Annotated in this window: 18 protein-coding genes and 2 pseudogenes; 3 read left to right on the top strand and 17 right to left on the bottom strand. The window is 63.5% G+C overall.

The window, feature by feature from the left end:
- Positions 1–27: 27 nt before the first annotated feature.
- Positions 28–2310 (bottom strand): DNA internalization-related competence protein ComEC/Rec2, encoded by a 2283-nt coding sequence (locus tag GRB80_RS03670; protein ID WP_161422569.1) that lies wholly within the window; start codon positions 2308–2310, stop codon positions 28–30.
- A gap of 112 nt (positions 2311–2422) precedes the next feature.
- Between GRB80_RS03670 and GRB80_RS03665 the strand changes: the two genes are divergently transcribed.
- The gene (locus GRB80_RS03665; protein ID WP_161422568.1) at positions 2423–2962 is read left to right on the top strand and encodes a DUF2062 domain-containing protein; all 540 of its coding nucleotides are present in this window, start codon (positions 2423–2425) and stop codon (positions 2960–2962) included.
- 107 nt (positions 2963–3069) lie between these two features.
- On the opposite strand, the gene GRB80_RS03660 is transcribed toward GRB80_RS03665, so the two are convergent.
- From GRB80_RS03660 to GRB80_RS03645, 4 genes are all read right to left on the bottom strand, one after another.
- Positions 3070–3771 carry an ABC transporter ATP-binding protein gene (locus GRB80_RS03660; protein ID WP_237561913.1) on the bottom strand — a complete coding sequence of 234 codons (702 nt, stop codon included), beginning with the start codon at positions 3769–3771 and terminating at the stop codon, positions 3070–3072.
- 28 nt (positions 3772–3799) lie between these two features.
- The gene (locus GRB80_RS03655) at positions 3800–5041 is read right to left on the bottom strand and encodes a lipoprotein-releasing ABC transporter permease subunit (protein ID WP_132044805.1); all 1242 of its coding nucleotides are present in this window, start codon (positions 5039–5041) and stop codon (positions 3800–3802) included.
- A 110-nt stretch (positions 5042–5151) separates the two neighbouring features.
- Complete coding sequence (locus GRB80_RS03650; protein ID WP_161422567.1) at positions 5152–7449, bottom strand: EAL domain-containing protein; 2298 nt, start codon at positions 7447–7449, stop codon at positions 5152–5154.
- Complete coding sequence (locus tag GRB80_RS03645) at positions 7446–8282, bottom strand: SEL1-like repeat protein (protein ID WP_161422566.1); 837 nt, start codon at positions 8280–8282, stop codon at positions 7446–7448. The genes GRB80_RS03650 and GRB80_RS03645 overlap by 4 nt, the downstream gene beginning before the upstream one ends.
- A 152-nt stretch (positions 8283–8434) precedes the next feature.
- On the opposite strand from GRB80_RS03645, the gene GRB80_RS03640 reads away from it, so the two are divergent.
- Both GRB80_RS03640 and GRB80_RS03635 read left to right on the top strand, forming a co-directional pair.
- Positions 8435–9490, top strand: coding sequence for an agmatine deiminase family protein (locus GRB80_RS03640; protein ID WP_161422565.1), 1056 nt, complete (start codon positions 8435–8437; stop codon positions 9488–9490).
- Between the two features lie 143 nt (positions 9491–9633).
- Positions 9634–10533 carry a carbon-nitrogen hydrolase gene (locus tag GRB80_RS03635; RefSeq protein ID WP_132044813.1) on the top strand — a complete coding sequence of 300 codons (900 nt, stop codon included), beginning with the start codon at positions 9634–9636 and terminating at the stop codon, positions 10531–10533.
- A gap of 60 nt (positions 10534–10593) precedes the next feature.
- On the opposite strand, the gene GRB80_RS03630 is transcribed toward GRB80_RS03635, so the two are convergent.
- The 12 genes and pseudogenes from GRB80_RS03630 to GRB80_RS03575 all read right to left on the bottom strand — a co-directional run bounded on the left by GRB80_RS03630 (position 10594) and on the right by GRB80_RS03575 (position 22347).
- Positions 10594–11832, bottom strand: coding sequence for a uracil-xanthine permease family protein (locus GRB80_RS03630; RefSeq protein ID WP_161422564.1), 1239 nt, complete (start codon positions 11830–11832; stop codon positions 10594–10596).
- Positions 11833–12171: 339 nt separating this feature from the next.
- On the bottom strand, positions 12172–13851 hold the full coding sequence (locus GRB80_RS03625; RefSeq protein WP_374708612.1) for an ABC transporter substrate-binding protein: 1680 nt from the start codon (positions 13849–13851) through the stop codon (positions 12172–12174).
- A 26-nt stretch (positions 13852–13877) separates the two neighbouring features.
- A pseudogene (locus GRB80_RS03620) lies at positions 13878–14279 on the bottom strand (ABC transporter permease family protein); the annotation flags it as partial.
- A gap of 1 nt (position 14280) precedes the next feature.
- Positions 14281–15117 (bottom strand): carbohydrate ABC transporter permease, encoded by an 837-nt coding sequence (locus GRB80_RS03615; RefSeq protein WP_237561912.1) that lies wholly within the window; start codon positions 15115–15117, stop codon positions 14281–14283.
- 37 nt (positions 15118–15154) lie between these two features.
- A pseudogene (locus tag GRB80_RS03610) lies at positions 15155–16253 on the bottom strand (ABC transporter ATP-binding protein).
- A 1-nt stretch (position 16254) separates the two neighbouring features.
- Entirely contained in the window at positions 16255–17343 is a 1089-nt protein-coding gene (locus GRB80_RS03605; protein ID WP_161422563.1) for an ABC transporter ATP-binding protein, read from the bottom strand.
- A gap of 367 nt (positions 17344–17710) precedes the next feature.
- Positions 17711–18340 (bottom strand): uracil phosphoribosyltransferase, encoded by a 630-nt coding sequence (gene upp / locus GRB80_RS03600; protein WP_132044827.1) that lies wholly within the window; start codon positions 18338–18340, stop codon positions 17711–17713.
- 116 nt (positions 18341–18456) lie between these two features.
- Positions 18457–19155, bottom strand: coding sequence for a uracil-DNA glycosylase (gene ung / locus GRB80_RS03595; RefSeq protein ID WP_161422562.1), 699 nt, complete (start codon positions 19153–19155; stop codon positions 18457–18459).
- 17 nt (positions 19156–19172) lie between these two features.
- Positions 19173–19652, bottom strand: a complete 480-nt coding sequence (gene gpt, locus GRB80_RS03590) for a xanthine phosphoribosyltransferase (RefSeq protein WP_132044831.1) — start codon at positions 19650–19652, stop codon at positions 19173–19175.
- Between the two features lie 4 nt (positions 19653–19656).
- Complete coding sequence (locus tag GRB80_RS03585) at positions 19657–20202, bottom strand: adenine phosphoribosyltransferase (RefSeq protein WP_132044833.1); 546 nt, start codon at positions 20200–20202, stop codon at positions 19657–19659.
- A gap of 26 nt (positions 20203–20228) precedes the next feature.
- Positions 20229–21530 carry an NCS2 family permease gene (locus tag GRB80_RS03580; protein ID WP_132044835.1) on the bottom strand — a complete coding sequence of 434 codons (1302 nt, stop codon included), beginning with the start codon at positions 21528–21530 and terminating at the stop codon, positions 20229–20231.
- A 184-nt stretch (positions 21531–21714) separates the two neighbouring features.
- On the bottom strand, positions 21715–22347 hold the full coding sequence (locus tag GRB80_RS03575; protein WP_132044837.1) for a riboflavin synthase subunit alpha: 633 nt from the start codon (positions 22345–22347) through the stop codon (positions 21715–21717).
- Positions 22348–22570 lie beyond the last annotated feature (223 nt).

Genomic DNA, 22570 nt, shown 5'->3' with positions numbered 1-22570 from the left:
CCGGTAGCCGCGGTCATCCCACCGCGTTTACGGCGATTCTAACGCAAGCTGCCCGCAATCGACACCGGGCCGGATGCCGGCGCGTGCCGCATTCGGCCCTGCCAGCTCGCCCCCACCGAGACGAAACGTCAGGGCACCGTCCAAGCCGGTACTCCACTGGCAGGCCCCGACACGTCGAAAGCGCCTGACCACCTCGGGGGCGGGATGGCCGAAGGGGTTATGCCGCCCCACGCTGTACACCAGGTGGCGAGGCACGAGCGCCTTGACCAGCTCTGCTCCGGAACTGGTTGCGCTGCCATGATGTCCGGCCAGCAGCACGCTCACGGGGCCGCTTACCTCGTGGAGCAAGCGACGCTCATGCTCCCTGCCCAGGTCGCCGCTGAGAAGCAGGCGGTGATCACCCGCCGTGACCTCCAGCACGCAGGAGCGGTCATTGTCCGGAAGCCCCTGGGCCGAGGCCGGCGGCCACAGCAGACGAAAATCGACGTCATCACGCCGCCACTGACGACCAGCCAGACAGGGCTCGACCCTCTCCCCCGGCAGCGCGGCCGGTGGCCCCAGGTAGCGCTCGACCTCATGCAGCGCGTCGAGAGTCGCCACCCCGCCGGCATGGTCGTTGTCGTCGTGGCTGACGATCACCATGTCGAAGGCTTGCGCCCCTGGCCACAGCGACTCCAGCGGTGTGAACCCCGACGCGAAACGTGGCCCGGTATCATAGAGCAGTCGATAACTCCGGGTACGCAGCTCCACCAGCAGCCCTTGACCCACGTCATGGACCCTGACCTCCACCTCTCCTGGCGGCAGGCGTGGGGCTTGCCAGAGCAGCGGGACCAGCCCCAGCAGCAGGGTGGCGACAATCCGCAGGCGCCTATCGAGGCCGGGCACTCCCCACAGCATGGCCAACGCCAACAGCGACAGCGCCACCGGCAATGTCTGCCCCGGTTCGGGATACCAGAGCGGCAGCCGTGCGACCATCGCCTCCAGCAGCCGGGCCAGGCCATCCGTCAGCCGGGCAAACAGCCACCAGCAGGCAGCCATCACCCCCGGCAGGGGCGCCAACAGCCAGCCCAGGAGCCCCAGGGGAACCAGCAGGCCGCTCACCAACGGCACCGCGATGAGGTTGACCAGCGGCGCGGCCGGCGCCAGGCGCTCGAAGGCCAGCAGCACGGCACCCGCCATCGCCGGGGCCAACATCAGCTGAGTGCGCACCAGCCCCCACAACCAGCCACGTATCCCCCGGGGGCGCGGCCTGCCCTGCCAGAGAAGAATCAGCATGGCCACCGCAGCGAAGGAGAGCCACAGCCCCGGTCGCCAGGCACTGAGCGGGTCGAGCAACAGCACCACGGCGAGTGCCAGCCACCACCCCTGCCAGGGTCCCGGTGCATGGCGCCCGCTGGCCACCCAGAGGCCCACCAGGGCCATGATCAGGGCTCGCAGCGCCGGCGGCTCGAGCCCCGCCAGCAGCGCATAGCCGCTCGCTCCCAACGCCGCCAACCACCAGGGCCACACCGCCAGACGCCAGCGTCCCGGTGTCAGCAGGCGTGCCACGCCTCGCCCCAGCAGCAGCACGACGCCCGCTACCAGGCTCACATGAAGCCCGGAGATCACCATCAGGTGGGTGGTGCCGCTGGCATTGAGCAACGCCCAATCGCCATCGGAGAGTCGCTCGCTGGCTCCCAGAGTCAGGGCGGCCAGCCAGCGACCCGGCCGGGCAGGAAGCTCCTGGTGGTCGAGCAGCGCCAGCGCCATCTGCCGCGGATCGACAGAGGCTGCCGAGAGTCGCTGAGGCGCCGGAGACTGACGAACATAACCGGTGGCCTGGATGCCCTCGCGCCATAACCAGGCGCGATAGTCGAAGGCGCCGGGATTGGCGAGCCCGCCGGGCGGCCTCAGCCTGACGGTGAACCGCCAGCGTTCACCGGTCATCATGGGAGGCGGCGCATAGGCGTTGAGACGAACCCGGTGCAGGTGCCGACAGGGTAGCCGGTGTGAGCGAAGGGGTTGGCAACGCTCCACGCTGACGCCGAGTCGTGTCACCCTGCCCCGCTCGACCACCGACTCGAGCCGGCCCTCCAGCATCAGGTCGACCCCGCCCAGCCCGGGGGGAAGCTGCCCGCCCTGCACGATCAGCACGGCGCTCGCCATCCAGGCCACCGTCAACACACCCGCCACCGCACCTCGCCAGCGCAGGGCCAGCGCCACCAGCAGCGCCAGGCCCACCCCTTCGGCGAGACCCGGCGGCGGATTGGCCCCCAGCCCGATACCCGACAGCACGGCAAGGGCCAGGGGAAGAGCCCATCCTCTTGGCATTGCCTGGCTCCGGCAATCGGGGCCTAGGCCCCATAACGAGGAAGACCACAGGTGCGGCCCCACAGTCTTGTATGGATAATAGGACAGGTCACGATGCCACGAACCAGTGCCCATGCCGCGCCGCCTGCTACAGCGCTATATGCCACATCCGGACGCCCTGAGGCGTCAGCGCTCGCTACGCTTCATGAGCGCCTTGATCGGCGACCCCGCACTATGGGTGCTGAGCCGTCGCAGCGTGGCCAATGCCTTCTCGGTGGGCCTGTTCAGCGCCATGCTGCCGATCCCCTTGCAGATGGCCATCGCCGCCGGGGGTGCCAAGCTGGCGCGCTGCAATCTGCCCCTCTCGGTGGGGCTGGTATGGGTCACCAATCCGCTGACCATGCCGCTGATCTTCTATGCCAACTATCGCCTCGGCGCCTGGTTGATGAACATCCCTGGCCGGGAGGCTCCCGAGCGCCTCTCCCCCCACTGGGTCGCCGAGCGTCTCGGCGATATCCTGCCGGCGCTTGCATTGGGATCGGTGGTCATGGCGGTGATATTGGCCCTCGTTGGCAACCTGGCGGTGCGGCTATTGTGGCGCTGGCAGGTCTCGCGAAGCTGGAAGGCTCGCCATCGGCGCCGGCGCAGAACCTGCTGTGACGAGACCCTCTAGGGTACCCATCAGCCTGTCCGGGATCACCGTCTCCTTCGCCCCAACGCGAGCGGCCGCCTCGAGAGGCGGCCGCTGCAATCCTGGCCAAACTTGACCCACAGGGTCGCCTACCCGCGTGGCTGCTCGCTCAGGCGTCCATCATCGAGGCGCAGGACACGGTCCTGATGGGCCGCCAGGGCCGGGTCGTGGGTGACGATGACAAAGGCGCAGGCGGCGGTACGGGCCAGCTCGTCCATCAGAGCCAGAATCCCGGCCGCAGTGTGCTGATCCAGATTGCCGGTGGGTTCATCCATCAGCACCAGGCTGGGGTCGGTGACCAGCGCCCGGGCGATCGCCACCCGTTGGCGCTCGCCGCCCGAGAGCTCGCCGGGCTTGTGGTCGGCACGTGATGCCATGCCCACCTTCTCCAGCAGCTGCATGGCAGCGTCTTCTGCAACCCTCTTGCGCTGACCACGCACGATCAGGGGCAAGGCCGCATTCTCGACGGCGGTGAACTCGGCCAGCAGATGGTGGAACTGATAGACGAAGCCGATATGCTGATTGCGAAACCGTCCGAGTGCCGCCTCGCCAAGGTTCGACAGTGACTCTCCGGCGATGCGTACCTCACCGCGGCTCGGCAGGTCCAGCCCCCCCAACAGGTTGAGCAGGGTGGTCTTGCCCGACCCCGAACTGCCGACGACGGCGACCCGCTCGCCGGCATTGACGGTAAGGGAAAGACCATCGAGCACGGTGATGTCCTGGGGACCCTCGCGGTAGATACGCGTCAGGTCGTGACACTCCAGCATCGTCTGCCCGAAGGTACGTTGCATGGAAATCTCCTGATTGAGGCTCGAAGCGTTACTCATAGCGCAACACCTCCGCCGGCTGCACGCGGGCAGCCCGCCATGCCGGATAGAGGGTAGAGAAGAAGGTCAGCACCAGGGCCGAGGCGACGATATTGCCCACATCATCCCAGTGGAGTCGCGAAGGGAGGTTGCTGATAAAGTAGACACCGGCGTCGAGGAACTGGATCCCGAACACCGTCTCGACCCAGTCGATGATGTCGGAGATGGTCAGCGCAAGCAGCACGCCAAGCCCCACCCCCACCAGAATGCCGATGATGCCGATGGCCAGACCCTGGACCACGAAGATGCCCATGATCGACCGAGGCGTGGCCCCGATGGTGCGCAGGATGGCGATATCGGCGTGCTTGTCGGTGACCACCATGACCAGCGTCGAGACGATATTGAAGGCCGCCACGGCGATGATCACCGTCAACAGCAGCGCGATCATGCGCTTCTCCATCTGGATTGCCTGGAAGAGATTGCCGTGGGAGAAGGTCCAGTCGTAGCCGCGGTAGCCAGCCCCCAGCTCGTTGACGATCGTGCGTGTCTCGGCGCTGGCGGCGAACAGGTCATCGAGCTCCAGGCGCAGCCCTCCCACCGCATCCCCCAGTCGCGCCAGGGTCTGCATATCCTCGATATGGGCATAGGCCAGGGCGGCGTCGAGATCGGCCCCGACGCTGAAGATACCGCTGACGGTGAAACGCTTGAGTCGCGGGAAGACGCCGGCCGGAGTGATCGAGGCCTCGGGCACCAGCAGGGTAACGCGATCGCCGACCCCGACCCCCAGACGCCGCGCCAGGATGGAGCCGAGCACGATATTCCATTCGCCGGGCTCGAGATCGGCAAGGCTGCCCTGCTGCATGTTATCACCGATGATCGATACCCTGTCTTCCCACTCAGGGTGGATGCCGTTGACCATGGCACCTTCATTGCGCCCCCCCACCGAGAACATCCCCTGTTGCTCCACATAGGGAGCCGCGCCGATGACCCGTTCACGCTCCATCAGCCGCTCGGCCAGCGCCTCCCACTCCACCATGCCTGTGCGCGACTCGATCTTGGTATGGGGTACCATGCCCAGGATGCGCGTGCGCAATTCATGATCGAAGCCGTTCATCACCGAGAGCACCAGGATCAACACGGCCACGCCGAGCATCAGCCCCAGCATGGAGGTCAGCGAGATAAAGGAGATAAAGTGGTTGCGGCGCTTGGCGCGCACATAGCGCAACCCGATCAGGAAGGGCAGTCTATCCAGCATGATGGCATTCCTTGTCGGCGAGGGCCCCATGGCAAGGCGGGTGAGCCTGCTGTAAGGCGGCGGGCGCTCATGGTAAGGCTTTTGCGCTGCCACTGCATCGCCGACAGGGGCTAATTCACAGGATTTGCACGGACCCCGCCGATAGGGGTCGCGAATTCCGGGTGAGGCCCGGGCATGCCGATGCAGGCCCCCTGGGCGAAGTCCACGCCCAATGCCTGCACCCTCTCCAGTACCGCGACGTTGTGAACGAACTCCGCTACCGTAACGATGCCCATCTCGCGGGCAAAGCTTACGATACCCCGGATCAGGGTCTCGGCATCGCTGTCGGTGTCGAGCTGACGCACCAGGCTTCCGTCGATCTTGAGCAGGTCCACGTCGAGACGCAGCAGATGCTCGAAGCTCGAATACCCACTGCCGAAGTCATCGATGGCGATCCGTACCCCCAGCGCCTTGGCGCGAACGATAAAGGCGCTCACGGCGGCATAGTTGTCGACCCCCTCGGACTCGAGGATCTCGAAGATGAGTCGATCGCCGGCGCCACTGTCGGCCACCCGCGCCAACAGTGCCTCGCTGATTTCCGGATCGACGATATCCTCGCTTGAGAGGTTCAATGAGAACTCGTGGGGCGTCTCGTCCACCGCCACCAGGCAGCGATCGACCATGGTCAGCGTCAGGCGATGATAGAGTCGGCTGCGTCGGGCCACCTCCAGGAAGGCACCGGGGCCGATTACCTCACCATCCCGTTCCACCATGCGCACCAGACATTCGAACTTTTCGACACGCCCGCTCACCGTATCCATGATCGGCTGAAAATAGGATACGATCCGGCTCTCATCCAGGGCCTCTCCCAGCCGATTGGCCCAGGCCAGGTTGCGCTCATAGTTGCGCCGTACCTGCACGGCCGGGTCATAGAACACATAGGGGCGTGATTCGACACGCGCCTGCTTGAGGGCGATGCTGGCCGAGGACAACAGGGTGTCCTGGCCCGCCTCGAGCCGCCAGGTCGAGGCCACCCCGAGGGATAGCTGCACCGGGAGCTCCTGTCCTCGCCAATCGACCCGCAGCCCGCTCAGCGCCTGGTGCAGAGCCTCTACCGTGCTACGCAGGGAGCTGTCCGTCATGGTGCCGGGCAACCAGACCGCATGCTCATCTCCCGGCATGCGATACAGCTGGCCATGATGACAGCCGTGCGCCTCCAGAAGCGCCTGAAGACTGGCCGCCAGGCGCTGGATCACGCGATCGCCACACTGATGGCCAAACAGATCGTTGATCTGCTTGAAGCCGTCGACATTGACCAGCATCAGTGAGCCCTCGCGCGCGCCCTCGAGATCGGTCAACAGGCGTGCTCGGTTGGGTAGCCCGGTCAGCGGATCGGTATAGAGCGTGCGCAACTGGCGAAGCAATCCCGCCACCAGGAAGAGGATCACCCCCGCCAGCAGTAACAGGACCAGCCCGATGCCGGCCAGCAGGCGAAAGTTGACCCCGCGCATGGGCGCCAGAACGGCATCGATTTCCGCCTGGGGCACCGCAATGCCGAACACCATTCCGGCACGGGTCGCGTCGTGATAGAGCGACCAGCGCTGCCCCGCCAGGGTGATATCGAGGCGCTTCATGCCCTCTCCCGCCGAGAGGGCATCAACCTCTCGATGCAGTTCCAGGGCCGACACCTCATCGATCAATCGCTGTGCCCGCTGCAGATCCTCGGCGACCGCCAGGCTGGAGAGGTTTCGATTGTCCTTGTCCACCAGGAAGGCGAAGGTGTTCGGCGTGACCTTTATGCCGCTGACCATGCTGATGATATCGTCGGCGACCCAGTCGCTGCCCGCCATGCCCACCACTCGCCCCACACCATCACGTACCGGCACACTGACACTGACCACCGCGTCGTTGATATTCGGCTTGAAGTAGGCCCCGGTCCAGTGGGGCTGGGGACTGCCTTCACGCCAGGTATCGAGACGGGACTGTAACGCCTCCGGCTGCATCCAGCCTCGCTCCAGAGGCTCGACGACCACCTGTGTGCCATCACGATGAGCAAACATGGCAATCGGCCGTGACAGTCGAGGAAGCCACAGGGTGGCCCCACTGGCGTCGGTGAACTCCTCCAGGGTCTGCTTCAGGATGCCGGAGACGTCGGCCTCACCTGCCTCCATCTCGGTCAGCAGCACGGCGGCCCGGGACAATCCCCAGCCATTCTGCTCCATGCGTCGATGATGGGCATCGATGCGGTCGAGGTTGGCATTGAAGGTATCTGCAATCTGCCGCTCACGCAGCTCGGTGAGGGCCCCCTCGGCATGGCGCAAGTTAAGCGAAGAGAGCAGCCACATGCCGCCAAAGAACAGCAGTACCAGCAGCGCCAGCAGTAACATGATCGTGGGCCGGCGTCCAAGGAGGACGCGCCGACGCCTCATCGGGCATCCTCGTCACCGGCATCGCGGCTCGAGGCCGCGACCGCCTCAAGCCGCTCGCGGGCCTGGGCATCGCCATTATCGGCGGCACGCCGATACCAGCGCATCGCCTCCTCCAGCTGGCCTTCCAGCTCGGCCATGCTGCCCATATGACGCTGGGCACGGGCATCCCCCTGCTCGGCGGGCGTGCGACAGACCTCTTTTGCCTCACCCAGGTTGCGTATGGTGAAAAGCAGGTAGCAGTCGTTACTCTTGCGCCGGTCAAGCACCTCTTCGACCTGTTCGTCGTGCTCTGCCAGGGGGGCATCGTCCGTTTCGGGCTCCGGCGCGCTCTCGGGCTGGGGGCGGGCAACAGGGCGGCGCACTTCCTCTTTTCGTACACGCGCATAGAAGGCATTGACCTCGGCAGGACAGGAGTACAGGTACCCACGTCGATAGAGGGCCAGGTTCTCACGGCTGGCGGGACGCTCGGCATACTTGTTGGCGATCGCGGCACAACGTCGATCACGCTCATGGGAGAGATCGGTCAACACGTCGGCATAACGAGGGTCCTCGGCATGAGTCTCCAGGTACCGGGTCAACGGGTCGATATAGGGCTGATCTAGCAGCGTCTGGCGCTCCTCGAGGAGTTCGGGACGCATCGCCTCGTCGTCCGAGGCTTCATCACGCCCGAACCACTCAGCCAGGCGCCGACTCTGTGCACCGATCGCCTCGCCCGAACGGGTCAACCACTCACCGGTGGTGGCCGCCACCCCGTCATCACCGGGAAGCGTTGAACAGCCGGCGAGAATCAGGCCAGACAGGGCTATCACTGAAAACGCGTAATGGGCACGCATGCCACTCCTTAGCCAACCGAGAGCGGTTGTTGGTGAATGAAGGATACCACCCTCGACGACAAGGGTATCAACGCCGGCTCCGCTGCCCTTGCATAGCGGGTCCGGGGCACCTACATTCGCGTCCTGACACCCCAATGACCAGGACAAGATCGATGGCGACACGCCTGCTCCCCGAATGGCACCCTCAGGATGCCATCCAACTGACCTGGCCCGGGCTGGAGAGCGACTGGGCCTCGATGCTTGAGCGTATCGAGGCGACGCTGGAGGCGATGGTGGTCGCCATCGCGCGCTACCAGCGGGTACTGATCAGCGTACCCTCCCCCCAGACCCGCAACCACCTCACGCGACGCTTCGCCCTTCTCGGTGTTCCCGACGATCGCCTGAGGCTGGTGGTCGCCGAGGCGGACGACACCTGGGCCCGCGACCATGGCCCCCTGGCGGTGGAGCGCGATGGCCAGCTGCTGCTGCACGACTATGCGTTCACCGGCTGGGGCGGCAAGTTTCCCGCCAACCGGGACAACACCCTGACCCGTCGCCTTGCCGAGGCCGGTATCTTCGCCTGCCCCGTCAGCGAACGCGGCCTGGTACTGGAGGGAGGCGCCATCGAGAGCGATGGTGCAGGCACTCTGCTGACCACCGAGGCCTGCCTGCTCAATCCCAACCGCAACCCCGGTCTCGACCGCCGCAGCGTGGAGGCATGGCTCCATCGAGATTTCGGTGTCACCCGAGTCCTGTGGCTGTCCAACGGCCACCTGGAGGGCGATGATACCGATAGCCACATCGACACCCTGGCACGCTTCTGCGACCCCCGCACCATCGCCTATGTACGCTGCGACGACGAGCAGGACCCACACTACCCGGCGCTGGCGGCCATGGAGGCTGAACTCGAGACACTCAGGCGCGCCGACGGCCAGCCCTACCGGCTGGTGCCCCTGCCCTGGCCGGCCCCATGCTGGGATCCCGAGGATGGCCATCGACTGCCGGCCACCTATGCCAACTTCCTGATCATCAACGGCGCCGTGCTGGTGCCTACCTACGCCGACGCCGCCGACACCCGGGCCCTCGCCGCCCTGGCCGAGGCGTTTCCGGACCGCGATATCGTGCCCATCGACTGTCGAAGCGTGATCCGCCAGCACGGCAGCCTGCACTGCCTGACCATGCAGCTGCCCCGCGGCAGCCTAAACATCCAGGCGACCGTAGAGATCTGAAGCGAGAGGCGCCGGGGATAGGTTGAAGAGGGGGTCCTACGCCAGGGATGGCGTCGGTAGCGTACAGGGAAGTATTCACAGCGCCCCCTCGGAAACCTGTCACCGGAGAAGCCACGAGAAACAAGTACCGAGGAGAAATCACCATGTCCCGCCATCTGAAAGTCGGCCTGGTCCAGCAACCCGGCTGGCCCGACAAGGCCAGAAGCCTCGCCGAGAGCGAGGCCGGCATTCGTGAGCTGGCCGCCGCCGGCGCCGAGCTGGTGATGCTGCAGGAACTGCATGCCACCCACTATTTCTGCCAGTACGAGGAGACCGAGCTGTTCGATCTGGCCGAACCCCTGGATGGCCCTACCGGCAGCCGACTGGCGGCACTGGCCGCCGAACTCGACATCGTGCTGGTCGGCTCGCTGTTCGAGCGCCGCGCCGCCGGTCTCTACCACAATACCGCCGTGGTCTATGACGGCAAGCTCGGCGCCGTCGGCCACTACCGCAAGATGCATATCCCCGACGACCCGGGCTTCTATGAGAAGTTCTATTTCACTCCAGGAGACGCCGACGGGGACGGACAGGGCTTCGCGCCCATCGATACCTCGATCGGCCGGCTCGGTGTGCTGGTGTGCTGGGATCAGTGGTATCCGGAAGCGGCGCGACTGATGGCCCTGGCCGGCGCCGAGCTGCTGCTCTACCCCACCGCCATCGGCTGGGACCCTGCCGATGACGATGACGAGAAGCAGCGGCAGAAGGATGCCTGGACACTGATCCAGCGCAGCCATGCCGTCGCCAATGGCGTGCCGGTCATGGTGGCCAACCGCATCGACCACGAGCCCGACCACTCCGGTGTTGGTCGTGGCATCGACTTCTGGGGCGGCAGCTTTATCGCCGGCCCCCAGGGGGAACTGCTGGCTCATGCCGGCTGCCAGGCCGAGCGCCTGATGGTCACCCTGGACATGGGTCGCGGCGAGGAGGTGAGGCGTATCTGGCCGTACCTCCGTGACCGTCGCGTTGACGCCTATCGCGATCTCACCCGTCGCTATCGAGACTAGGGCTGCCGCGGCCGTCGCGTCGGCGCCTATGTTGATCTCACCCGTCGTTATCGAGACTGATTATTCATCTTCCTCGACGCGGGGCAGCACCCAGTTGAGGACAATGCCGACCAGGGCGGCCAGACTCACCCCCTGCAGGGTAAACTGACCGCCCCCCACCTGCATCCCGCCGATACCGAATACCAGGATCAGCGAAATCACCACCAGGTTGCGCGGCGCCGTCAGCGAGTGACCCGCGCGCACCAGGGTATTCATGCCCACCACGGCGATGGAGCCGAACAGCAGGGTCATGATGCCCCCCATCACAGGCCCCGGAATGGTCTGGAGCAGTGCGCCCAACTTGGCGACGAAGGCAAGGGCGATGGCGGTGCAGGCCGCCACCAGCATGATGCGCGGGTCGAAGGCGCGGGTCAGGGTCACCGCTCCGGTGACCTCGGAATAGGTGGTGTTGGGTGGGCCGCCAAACAGCGCCGCCGCGACGGTGGCCAGGCCATCGCCCAGCAGGGTACGGTGCAGGCCGGGCTTCTCCAGGTAGTTCCTGCGGGTCACCGACCCGATGGCGACCATGTCACCGATATGCTCCACCGCCGGTGCGATCGCCACCGGAATCATGAACAGGATCGCCGCCCAGTGGAAGCTCGGCGCGGTAAATTCGGGAATCGCCAGCCAGGCCGATTCATGCACCGGCGTGAAGTCCACCAGCCCCATGAGCAGCGCCAGTCCGTAGCCGGTGACGATGCCTCCCATGATCGGTATCAGGCGCACGATCCCGCGGCCAAAGACCGCCAGCACCAGGGTCACCAGCAGGCTGGCCATGGAGAGAAACAGCGCCGGGCCATAGTCGATATGGTCGCTGGTCTCGCCGGTCGCCATGCTCACCGCCACCGGCGCCAGGGCCAGGCCGATCACCATGATCACCGGCCCTACCACCACCGGCGGCAGCAGCCGATGCAGCCAGGCGGTTCCCTTGAGGCGCACCGCCTGGGAGATGACCACATACACGAAGCCGGCAGCCATCAGCCCGCCCAGGGTCGCCGATACCCCGAAGTTGGCGATCGAGCCCTGGATCGGCGCGATAAAGGCGAACGACGACGCCAGAAAGACCGGTACCGTCACTCTTGTCACACCGTGGAACAGAAGTGTCCCGATACCTGCGGTGAACAGCGCCACGCTGGGATCCAGACCGGTGAGCAAGGGCACCAGCACCAGGGCGCCAAAGGCAACAAACAGCATCTGCACGCCGGTCAGCAACGTACGTGGCAGGGAGGTGGCGGGTCGCGAGGCCGCGGAAATTGGCATGACAAGGCTCCTGGAATGGGTGGCTAGCGTATGCTCGCGCGGCATTCTAGCAGGTGGTCCTCCCTTGGGGGACGACCATTTCCGGCCATCCCCCATTGGCATCACGTCCCTCCACCATGAACCCGACGAGGCCATGCGTCGGAAGCTGTGAATCGAGCCAGCCTGTCACCTGTTGCTCGCCGTTATCTTCAGAAAGGCAATGAGCCCGACTCGGCAGACGCCGAACCGGGCTCGCTCCTGGTTGAAAGGTCGTGGGTGCCGACAAGCAGTGGCAGGGTGCTGGGTGTCTCAGGCAAGGCCAGCGCAGGCGAACTTCGCGTCAGGCGACTCCTTCCCTGGTCACTCGCGAGACCCCGCGGCCATCCAGGCCTCCATCATCTCGTCGTAAGGCACCGTCGACCCCTGTGGCATCTCGTTGTCGAGCTTCGCCTTGGGGGAGCCTGGCTGGTCGAGCCAGTACTGCGGGTCCTGCTCGTCGTTGAGGTTGGGAGCATAGGTCGTGAAGACCTTGGCTCGCGCCAAGCGCGCCATGATGCTGTCGAGGTCACCTGCCAGGTTGTCGAGCGCCTCCTGAGGCGCGATATCACCGCTGACGGCCGGCGCCAGATTCTGCCACCACAACGGGGCCATGCGCGGATAATCCGGCACGTTGGTGGAGGAAGGCGTCCAGTTCGACTCATTCGGGCTGCGGTAGAACTCCACCAGTCCACCGAGTCTGGGCGCCATCTCGGTCATCTGTTGTGAGAAGACATCCGACTCGCGAATTGGCGTGAGTCCCTCCATGAGTTTCTCCAGCGACACCGTCTTGGAGACGGTGAACTGAGCGAACAGCCAGGCCGCGGTGCGTCGCTCCTCCGGCGTGGAGTCGAAGAACGTCCAGGAGCCCACATCCTGGTAACCTACCTTCATGCCCTCCTCCCAGTAGGGGCCGGTGGGCGACGGTGCCATGCGCCACTTGGGATTGCCCTCGTCATCGGTGACCGGCAGGCCCGGGTCCGTCATATCGGCAGTAAAGGCGGTGTACCAGAACATCTGCTGTGCGACATTGCCTTGAGCAGGCACCGGCCCCGCTTCACCGAAGGTCATGCCACTGGCTTCAGGAGGTGCGTACTTCTTGAGCCACTCCACCATCTTGGTCACGGCGAACACCGATGCCGGCGAGTTGGTGGCGCCTCCACGTGACACGCTGGCGCCGACCGGCTGGCTCTCCTCATTGACGCGAATACCCCAGTCATCCACGGGATTGCCGAAGGGCACCCCGGGACTGCCCATGCCCGCCATGGAGAGCCAGGAGTCATGGAAGCGCCAGCCAAGCGATGGATCACGGCGCCCATAATCCATATGCCCATAGACCTTGGTACCGTCGATCTCACCGACATGTTCGGTAAAGAACTCGGCGATATCCTCGTAGGCGGTCCAGTTCGTCGGCACCCCCAGGTCATAACCATAGATGTCACGGAACTGCGCCTGGAGATCCTCCCGCTGGAACCAGTCATGGCGGAACCAGTAGAGGTTGGCGAACTGTTGGGTGGGTAGCTGGTAGATGCTGCCATCTGGACCAGTGCCATACTGCAGGCCGATAAAGTCGTCCAGGTCCAGGGTCGGCAGAGTATAGTCGGCCCACTCATTCTGCATGGCATCGGAGATATTGATGGTGGTGCCGTAACGAATATGCGTCCCGATAGCGTCGGAGTCATTCACATAGGCATCGTAGATATTTCGCCCTGACTGCATCTGGGTCTGCATGTTATTGACCACATCACCCTCACCGATGATGTTATGGGTGACCTCGATACCCGTCAGTTCGCTGAATGCCTCGGCCAGTACATCCCGCTCGTAGATATGGGTGGTCAGGCCCTCGGCGACGGTGTTGATCTCCATGTCACGGAAGGGTTCGGCCGCCTTGGCGAACCACAGCAGCTCTTCGATCTGCTCCTCACGGGATAGCGTCGAGTTCTGGAAATGCTCATCGACAAGGCGTTCGGCAATGGCGCGTGCATCATGATCATCGGCATGCAAGGCCGTACTGGCCAGCGTGATGCTGGCAGCCAGAAGAAGAGATGCTTGTCGCCGATGAACCGGTACCGGCTGAAGGCATAGGCGGCTGGAAGCGCGACCGCAATGCTGATCAACATGTTCATCAACACATAGGTGATCGAGTTCACGTAGCCCATATACCAGCTGGATTCGGTCAGGATCTTGGCGTAATGCTCGATGGTGAAGTTGTCGGGCCACAGGGTCAGTCCACCAAGGATTTCGGTATTGGACTGAAAGGACATGTTCAGCAGCCAGTAGATAGGCAACAGAACGAAAAGGATATAGGCGGTCATCAGTGCCCGACGGCGCCACTGGCGAGAGGCCGGACGCGCCTTGCGACGCCGACGGTTGTTGGCGGCTGCCGCCTGCTGGCGTACCGCATCCGGGGTGGTGGGCACTGAGTCGCGCATATCATGCCTCCCTATTGTAATCATCTTTTTGCATATTCATGATCGCCGTATAGAACACCCAGGTGACCAGCAGGATGATCAGGAAATAGATCAGCGAGAACGCCGCCGAGGGGCCCAGGTCCTGCTGACCGATCGCCATGGTCGTCAACGACTGGCTCAGGAAGGTCGTGGAGCTGCCGGGGCCTCCCCCCGTAAGCACAAAGGGTTCGGCATAGATCATGAAGGAGTGCATGAAACGCAGCAGCACCCCTATCACCAGCACATTGGTAAGCTTGGGCAGCTGAATGTAGCGGAACACGGACCATTTCGAGGCACGGTCGATACGCGCCGCCTGGTAGTAGGCATCGGGGATAGAACGCAGACCGCTGTAGCAAAGCAGTGCGATCAGTGGCGTCCAGTGCCAGACATCCATCAGGATGATGGTCGCCCAGGCATCTACCGGGCTCGAGGTGATGTTGTAGCCATAGCCAAGCTCCCGCAGGCTCCAGCCCAGCAGGCCGATGTCCCCCCGCGAGAAAATCTGCCAGATGCTGCCGACCACGTTCCATGGAATCAGCAGTGGCATGGTCACCAGGATCAGCACGGCCGAGGCCTGCCACCCCTTCCTGGGCATTATCAGGGCGATGCCGATCCCCAGTGGCACCTCGATGGCCAGCACGGTCAGCGAGAAGGCGAACTGACGCAATACGGCGGCCTGCAGCGCCGGATCATTGAGCATCTCCCTGAACCATTCGGTGCCCGTGAAGAAGCGGGTATTGGCATCGAAGACGTCCTGTACCGAGTAGTTCACCACCGTCATCAGGGGGATAACGGCCGAAAAGGCCACCAGCAGGAGCATCGGCAGAATCAGCCATTAGGCGCGGTTGTTGTAAACCTTATTCATGGCCGACCTCCACGCGGAACTCATCGATGTAAAGGCCGAGTCGCTCATTGGGAAAACGCAGCCAGGCCTGGCCGGTCGGCGCAACCTGATCCTCTTCGATACGCGCCTTCAGCTCTATCCTGCCCAATGTCAGGTAGACGATCGAATAGGTCCCGAAGTCCTGAACGTGATTCACCCTCGCCTCCATCCCCCCCTCGACCCGCTCGGCGAGCACCTCGATGAACTCCGGGCGAATACCTAGCTTGATGTTGGTGGACGTGGCATGGCTCACCGCATCATGAATGGCCTGCTCGACCGCCAGCTCGACGCTTCCGGCCATCACGTTCCCGCCCCTGGCCTCCACCTCCAGAAAGTTCATGCCAGGGCTGCCGATGAAGTACCCCACGAAGGTATGGTTAGGCCTCTCGAACAGCTCCCTTGGGGTTCCAAACTGCACGACCTGACCCTCGTACATGACGGCGATCTTGTCGGCAAAGGTAGAGGCCTCGAGCTGGTCATGGGTCACGTAGACCATGGTGATCTCGAAACGCTGGTGGATCTCCTTCAGCTTGCGACGCAGCTTCCACTTGAGCTGTGGGTCGATAACGGTGAGCGGCTCGTCGAAGAGGATGGCGGAGACATCTTCTCGCACAAGCCCCCTGCCCATGGAGACCTTCTGCTTTTCGTCCGCGGTAAGGTTCCTGGCCCTGCGCTTGAGCTGTGGCGTAAGCTCCAGCACCTCGGCGACCTCCATGACACGCTCATGGATACGCCGTGCCGGTGTCTTCACGTTGCGCAGTGGAAAGGCCAGGTTGTCGTAGACCGTCATGGTGTCGTAGACCACGGGAAACTGGAAAACCTGAGCGATATTGCGCCTCGGGAGGCAGGTAATTGACCACCTCACCGTCGAAGAGAACCTCGCCGCTGGAGGGCTCCAGCAAGCCCGAAATAATATTGAGAAGCGTCGATTTACCGCAGCCCGAAGGCCCCAGGAGGGCATAGGCGCCCCCCTGATGCCACACATGGTCCATCTCGCGGATGGCGTAGTCCTCAGGCGAGCGAGGGTCAGGAAGGTAGGTATGTGCCAGGGACTTCAGGGTGATCTCGGCCATGTCAGACTCCTCCCAGGTGGCTCGGTATATGCACCACCGCACCCTCATGATCGAAGGCATAGATCTTGTGGGTAGGAAAATAGAGCGTTACGGGCGCATCGTCACGAAATTCGTGAACCCCCTCGAGGTGCGCCGTCATGTGATACAGATCGTTGTGCACATGAAGAAACGTCTCGGACCCGCTGATCTCCGCCAGGTCGACTGTCATCTTCAGCTCGATATCACTCTCGGCCCGCGGCAGGAGAGAGATATGGGAAGCACGTACGCCAAAGCGGTACTCCCCGGGGGCAAGACCGCGCAGATCATCATTGATGGGAAAATGCAGCGTCTTGTCGAAGGTCACCTCCCCGCCAGAGACAACCCACTTCACGATATTGATCGGGGGCTCGGAAAACAGCTCTGCGGCCAGGATGTCACGTGGACGATGATAGACATCTTCTGTCCGGCCATACTGCACCAGGCGTCCTTCATGCAGGACAGCGGTATTGCCACCCAGAGCCAGGGCCTCCCCGGGCTCTGTCGTGGCATATACCGCGATACAGTTGCGCTCACTGAACACCGAACGCAGCTCGTCGCGAAATTCCTCTCGAAGCTTGTAATCGAGGTTGACCAGCGGCTCATCGAAGAGCACCACATCGGCATCCTTCGCCAGCGCTCGCCCCATGGCGGTCCGTTGCTGCTGACCGCCGGAGAGCTCGAGAGGCAGGCGATCGAGAAGGTGCTCGATATGCAACATCTCGGCGACTTCCCGCACACGCCGATCGATCTCGGCGGTGGCGACCTTGGCCAGCCTGAGGGGGGAAGCGATATTGTCGTAGACGGTGAGGGTCGGGTAGTTGATGAACTGCTGATAGACCATCGAGACGTTACGCTTGCGAACAGAGCGTCCGGTCACGTCTTCGCCGTTCATCAGGATGCGACCCCGGGCAGGCGCATCCAGCCCGGCCATCAGCCGCATCAGTGTGGTCTTTCCCGCCAGCGTTCGTCCCAACAGGACATTGAACGAGCCCGGCTGGAGCTCCAGGTTCACGCCCGAGATATGAGTGGCACCACCGATCACCTGATCGATGTTTTCTAAAATCAATGACATACAGATCTCGACCGTTCGTTGTTATCGCTTGTTTTCAGTGTCTGCTGAATACAACGTAGCCGAAATTCGGTTTCAAACACAAATGTCACCAACCGAAAATGACGCCACCGACCCACCGATAGGCCAGGACGCGCGAAGAGCACTCTGTTAGTGCATGCTTTTTTAATTACTAAACTTTCGTCCAATAGACGTTTAGAGGAGAAAAGGCGGGGCCGTCGATTCCGCGACATGATCGAAAACGAACATTTCGCAGCATCGAGAACTTAACGAAGCACGGTAGATAGGAAGCGACACACACGACGCCCGCTACCACGGACGGGTAACGGGTGTCGGCATCAGGGGTAACTCGGTAGAGACGTAAGGCCGTTCAACGAGTACCGAAGATCTTGTCTCCGGCATCGCCCAGCCCCGGGACGATATAGCCGTTCTCGTCGAGGCGCTCATCCACCCCGGCGGTATAGATCTCGATATCGGGGTAGGCGTCCTGTACCCGCTTGATACCCTCGGGGGCGGCCACCAGCACGATCACCTTCATATGCTTGCAGCCCCGCTCCCGCAGCATGTCCAGCGTTGCCACCATGGTGCCGCCGGTGGCCAGCATGGGGTCGATGACGATGGCCATGCGCTCGTCGAGCCCCTTGGCGAACTTGGCGAAATAGGGCACCGGCTCGAGGGTCTCCTCGTCCCGGTAGAGGCCTACCACGCTGATCCGGGCACTGGGAATCAGGTCGGTGACACCATCAAGCATGCCCAGACCGGCACGCAGGATCGGCACGATGGTGACCTTCTTGCCCTTGAGCAGTTGAACCGGGATCTTCTCGCCACTCCAGCCATCGATATCCTGGGTCTGAAGCTCCAGATCCTGGGTCGCCTCGTAGGTGAGCAGCTTGGCCAGTTCACCGGCCAGTTCACGAAAGCTCTTGGTGCTGATACCGGCTTCACGCATCAGGCCCAGCTTGTGCTGGACCAGGGGGTGCTGGATGGCATGGACGCTCATGGGCGGAACCTCTTAGGTAGTACAGCGAGAGTTACGGGCGGCGGAACCCATCGACCTTGGTCGCATGGACCCGGGCGACAAATTGCGCGCCATTCTACTCGCATCCTGCGTTGAGGTTAAGGCGTACTCTCATCGATGCGCTCGGGTAGCTGCCAGTCGATGGGCTCACGGCCGTGTTCGGCGAGAAACGCATTGGCCCGGGAGAAGTGATGGTTACCGAAGAAGCCGCGGTAGGCCGAGAGCGGCGAAGGGTGTGGCGACTCCAGCACCAGATGGCGCGAGCGGTCCACCAGCGTTCTCTTCTGACGGGCATGGCTGCCCCACAGCAGGAATACCGAGGGCTCGGCGTGGGCACTGACCGTTTCAATCGCACGATCGGTGAAGGCCTCCCAGCCACGTCCCCGATGCGAGCCGGCGCAGCCCTGCTCCACCGTCAACGAGGTGTTGAGCAACAGCACGCCCTGGCGCGCCCAGTGCTCCAGGTTACCGTGGGACACGGGTGTGAAACCGACGTCTGCCTCGAGCTCCTTGTAGATATTGACAAGGGAGGGCGGTGTGCGCACGCCAGGCTTCACCGAGAAGCACAGTCCATGCGCCTGACCGGGGCCGTGATAGGGGTCCTGGCCGAGGATCACGACCTTGACCCTCTCCAGCGGTGTCAGTTCGAAGGCTCGAAACCACTCCGAGGAGTGCGGGTAGATCACCTTTCTGGCCGCCTTCTCGGCGGCCAGGAAGTCGCGCAGCGCCTGCATGTAGGGCGCCTGAAACTCCTCCTCCAGCCACTGCTGCCAGCTGGCGGGTAATGGTGCAGCCATCCCCGGCCCTCCTCGCCTCAGCGCTTGACCTGATCGACCAGCGGCTCGACATAGGCCACACCCATATCCCATGGGAACTGGATCCAGCACTCCTGAGCCACCTCGGTCAGATACTGGTCGACCAGGGGCTTGCCCTCGGGCTTGGCGTAGACGGTCACGAAGTGCGCACGCGGCAGCATCTCGCGCACCTTGCGTGCGGTCTTGCCGGTATCCACCAGATCATCGACCAGCAGCCAGCCGTCGCCGTCATGGTCGACACCCTTCAGGACATCGAGTCCGCCCTGTTCCATATGGTCATAGCTCTTGATGCAGACGGTGTCGATCACGCGAACATTGAGTTCGCGGGCAATCAGCGCTGCGGGAATCAGGCCGCCGCGCGTGATGGCGATGACCCCTTTGAAGTCGCGCTCCACCAGGCGGCGGCAGAGCTCGCGCACGTCGCGGTGCAGCTGATCCCAGGAGACGGTGAAGTGTTGGTGGTAGCGGTTGGTGCTCATGACGTTACTCGTCCTCGGTGAAGGAGCAGACGGCGAAGACGCTGTACTTGGCCTCGCGGATGCGCTGCGACCCACCGAGATCAGGCAGATCGACGATGGTGGCGGTCTCCACCACCTGGCCACCGCTGCGGCTGATCAGCTTGGCCGCGGCCAGCATGGTACCGCCGGTAGCGATCAGGTCATCGACGATCAGGATGCGATCACCGCTCTGAAAGGCGTCGGAGTGCAGTTCCACCTCGGCCTCGCCGTACTCCAGGGTATAGGTCTCGCTGATGGTACGAAACGGCAGCTTGCCCTTCTTGCGCACCGGCACGAAGCTGCATCCCAGCTCATAGGCCAGCGGTGCACCGACGATGAAGCCGCGTGCATCGATGGCCGCCACGGCATCGATGTCCATCTCCTGGTAGCGATGCACGAAACTGTCGATCAGTTTGCGAAAGGCCGCACTGTTCTGCAGCAGCGGGGTGATATCGCGGAAGTTCACCCCTGGGTTGGGCCAGTCGGGAACGGTGCGAATGACGGACTTGATATAGTCGCCGTAGATGCTCATGACGGTTCTCGGTAGTGAGTGTTCGTTCAGTCGAGGAACAGGAACTTGGCGGCAAACAGCAGGGCCAGCACGATCACCGCGGGGTTGAGATCGCGGAAGCGGCCCGACAACGCCTTGATGGCAACGAAGCTGATGAAGCCCAGCGCAATCCCTTCCGCGATGGAGAAGGTCAGCGGCATGGCCAGGGCAGCGATCAACACCGGCGCGGCATCCGTGGGATCATCCCAGTTGGCGTGAGCCAGGCTGCTGGCCATCAACACCGCCACATAGAGCAGTGCGCCGGCGGTGGCATAGGCCGGGATGGAACCCGCCAGCGGGGCGAAGAACAGGCTGATCAGGAACAGCACGGCCACCACCACGGCGGTGAGGCCGGTGCGCCCGCCCGAGACGATGCCGGCGGTGGACTCCACATAACTGGTGGTGGTGGAGGTACCCAGCACGGCGCCGGCCATGGAGGCCGTACTGTCGGCCATCATGGCGCGACCGATGCGCGGCAGCTTGCCCTCCTTGTCCAGCAGTCCCCCCTTGTGGGCCACGCCGATCAGGGTGCCGGAGGTGTCGAACAGATCGACGAACAGGAAGGCGAAGATCACGCTCAGCATGGCGATATCCAGCGCCCCGGCCAGGTCCAGCGCCATGAAGGTGGGCAGGATGGAGGGCGGCATGGACATCAGGCCACCATACTCGTTATGCCCCAGCAGCATGGAGAGCACGGTGATGCCGAGGATACCGATCATCACCGCGCCGGTGACCCGCATGTAAGAAAGCGCGGTTATCACGAAGAAGCCCAGCAAGGCATATAGTGCCGAGGGCTCGGAGAGGTCCCCCACCGACACGTAGGTGGCCGGATTGGCGACCACGATGCCGGCATTCTTCATGGCGATCATTGCCAGGAACAGGCCGATACCGGCCGCGATGCCAAGACGCAGCGAGAGCGGAATCGAGTTGATGATCCATTCACGCACCCGGAAGATGCTGAGCAGCAGGAAGATAAGCCCCGAGAAGAACACCGCCCCGAGGGCCGCCTCCCAGGTGTAGCCCATGCCGAGCACCACACCGTAGGTAAAGAAGGCGTTGAGTCCCATGCCCGGCGCCTGGGCGATGGGGTAGTTGGCCCACAGCCCCATCACCAGACAGCCCAGTGCCGCAGCCAGGCAGGTCGCCACGAAGACCGCACCATAGTCCATGCCGGCCTCGGAGAGGATGCTGGGGTTGACGAAGATGATATAGGCCATCGTCAGGAAGGTGGTGATCCCCGCGATGACCTCGGTCTTGATGCTGGTGCTGTGCTCGGCTAGCTTGAAATGCTTGTCTATCAGGCTCTTCATGGGGCTCGTTCCTGCGCGCGTGGACGGTATGGGAGTTCCGGGGGGCGGGAAAAGCGGCACATGGTACCCAAAGCCCTCCGTTGATGCGAGGCGACCGCCTATTCGGCGGTCTTCAATCCTGCACTCTGTATAAGCAACTCATGGGGCAATCGCCAGTCCGTCCACCAACGCCTTCTCGACGTCACTATTCGGTCGCCCTGGTCGCCAGCACCCGCTCGACCGTCTCGACGATCGCCTGGGTCTGGGGATCGATCTCGATATTGACCCAGTCACCCGGCACACGCTCCCCCAGGGTGGTGCGCTGCAGTGTCTCGGGAATCAGGTCGACACAGAAGCGCGGCCCCTGCCCGCCGGTGGCCCGGCGTACCTCACCGATGGTAAGGCTCGCCCCATCCACACCGATATACCCCTTGTCGAACAGGAAGCGTCCCAGGGCATGCGGCAGCTCGAACCATAGCCGGCGGTTGTTGGGCGCCTCATCGAGCTCGACCAGCTCAGCCTGCGCCATGATATGCCCCGACATCGCGTGGCCACCGACCTCATCACCGAAGCGCGCGGCCCGCTCGATATTGACGCGATCCCCCACCCCCAGAGTGCCGAGATTGGTGACCCGCAGCGTCTCGCGCATCAGATCGAAGCTCACCCCTTCCTCGGCGATGGCGGTTACCGTCAGGCAGACCCCGTTGTGGGCCACCGAGGCGCCGACCTCCAGCCCACTGCGCAGCGCTTCCGGCAACAGGACAACATGGGTTCGGAAGGCCTCGGCCTCATGGATGGCCACCACCTCGGCGGTGCCCTGCACGATGCCAGTGAACATGATGTCTCCTTGGCTGCTGGTGCCCCCGTACGGGGCGGAAAGAGGCATGAGTGTAGGAAATTCTTCCCCTCCCCGTCCATCGCCGTGCAATTCCACAATATCCACTGGAAAACACGCCATCGACAAAGCATGTTGTGGCACCAGGCGGCATCCAACAGGATGCCATGCGGCAGGATTGACAGGTCGAAGGCCTGCCCCTATGCTTGCCGGCTACATTGAACGG

Origin of the sequence: Halomonas icarae, from assembly GCF_009901955.1 — a bacterium.
Lineage (GTDB): Bacteria > Pseudomonadota > Gammaproteobacteria > Pseudomonadales > Halomonadaceae > Halomonas > Halomonas icarae.
Note: the sequence above shows the minus strand (reverse complement) of the source record. Positions and strands in the feature narration are given on the sequence as shown.

Bases quoted from the DNA above. Each gene is read 5' to 3' on its own strand.
- GRB80_RS03670 (WP_161422569.1), bottom strand. From the start codon at position 2,310: ATGCCAAGAGGATGGGCTCTTCCCCTGGCCCTTGCCGTGCTGTCGGGT.
- GRB80_RS03665 (WP_161422568.1), top strand. From the start codon at position 2,423: ATGCCGCGCCGCCTGCTACAGCGCTATATGCCACATCCGGACGCCCTG.
- GRB80_RS03660 (WP_237561913.1), bottom strand. From the start codon at position 3,771: ATGCAACGTACCTTCGGGCAGACGATGCTGGAGTGTCACGACCTGACG.
- GRB80_RS03655 (WP_132044805.1), bottom strand. From the start codon at position 5,041: ATGCTGGATAGACTGCCCTTCCTGATCGGGTTGCGCTATGTGCGCGCC.
- GRB80_RS03650 (WP_161422567.1), bottom strand. From the start codon at position 7,449: ATGAGGCGTCGGCGCGTCCTCCTTGGACGCCGGCCCACGATCATGTTA.
- GRB80_RS03645 (WP_161422566.1), bottom strand. From the start codon at position 8,282: ATGCGTGCCCATTACGCGTTTTCAGTGATAGCCCTGTCTGGCCTGATT.
- GRB80_RS03640 (WP_161422565.1), top strand. From the start codon at position 8,435: ATGGCGACACGCCTGCTCCCCGAATGGCACCCTCAGGATGCCATCCAA.
- GRB80_RS03635 (WP_132044813.1), top strand. From the start codon at position 9,634: ATGTCCCGCCATCTGAAAGTCGGCCTGGTCCAGCAACCCGGCTGGCCC.
- GRB80_RS03630 (WP_161422564.1), bottom strand. From the start codon at position 11,832: ATGCCAATTTCCGCGGCCTCGCGACCCGCCACCTCCCTGCCACGTACG.
- GRB80_RS03615 (WP_237561912.1), bottom strand. From the start codon at position 15,117: ATGCTCCTGCTGGTGGCCTTTTCGGCCGTTATCCCCCTGATGACGGTG.
- GRB80_RS03605 (WP_161422563.1), bottom strand. From the start codon at position 17,343: ATGTCATTGATTTTAGAAAACATCGATCAGGTGATCGGTGGTGCCACT.
- upp (WP_132044827.1), bottom strand. From the start codon at position 18,340: ATGAGCGTCCATGCCATCCAGCACCCCCTGGTCCAGCACAAGCTGGGC.
- ung (WP_161422562.1), bottom strand. From the start codon at position 19,155: ATGGCTGCACCATTACCCGCCAGCTGGCAGCAGTGGCTGGAGGAGGAG.
- gpt (WP_132044831.1), bottom strand. From the start codon at position 19,652: ATGAGCACCAACCGCTACCACCAACACTTCACCGTCTCCTGGGATCAG.
- GRB80_RS03585 (WP_132044833.1), bottom strand. From the start codon at position 20,202: ATGAGCATCTACGGCGACTATATCAAGTCCGTCATTCGCACCGTTCCC.
- GRB80_RS03580 (WP_132044835.1), bottom strand. From the start codon at position 21,530: ATGAAGAGCCTGATAGACAAGCATTTCAAGCTAGCCGAGCACAGCACC.
- GRB80_RS03575 (WP_132044837.1), bottom strand. From the start codon at position 22,347: ATGTTCACTGGCATCGTGCAGGGCACCGCCGAGGTGGTGGCCATCCAT.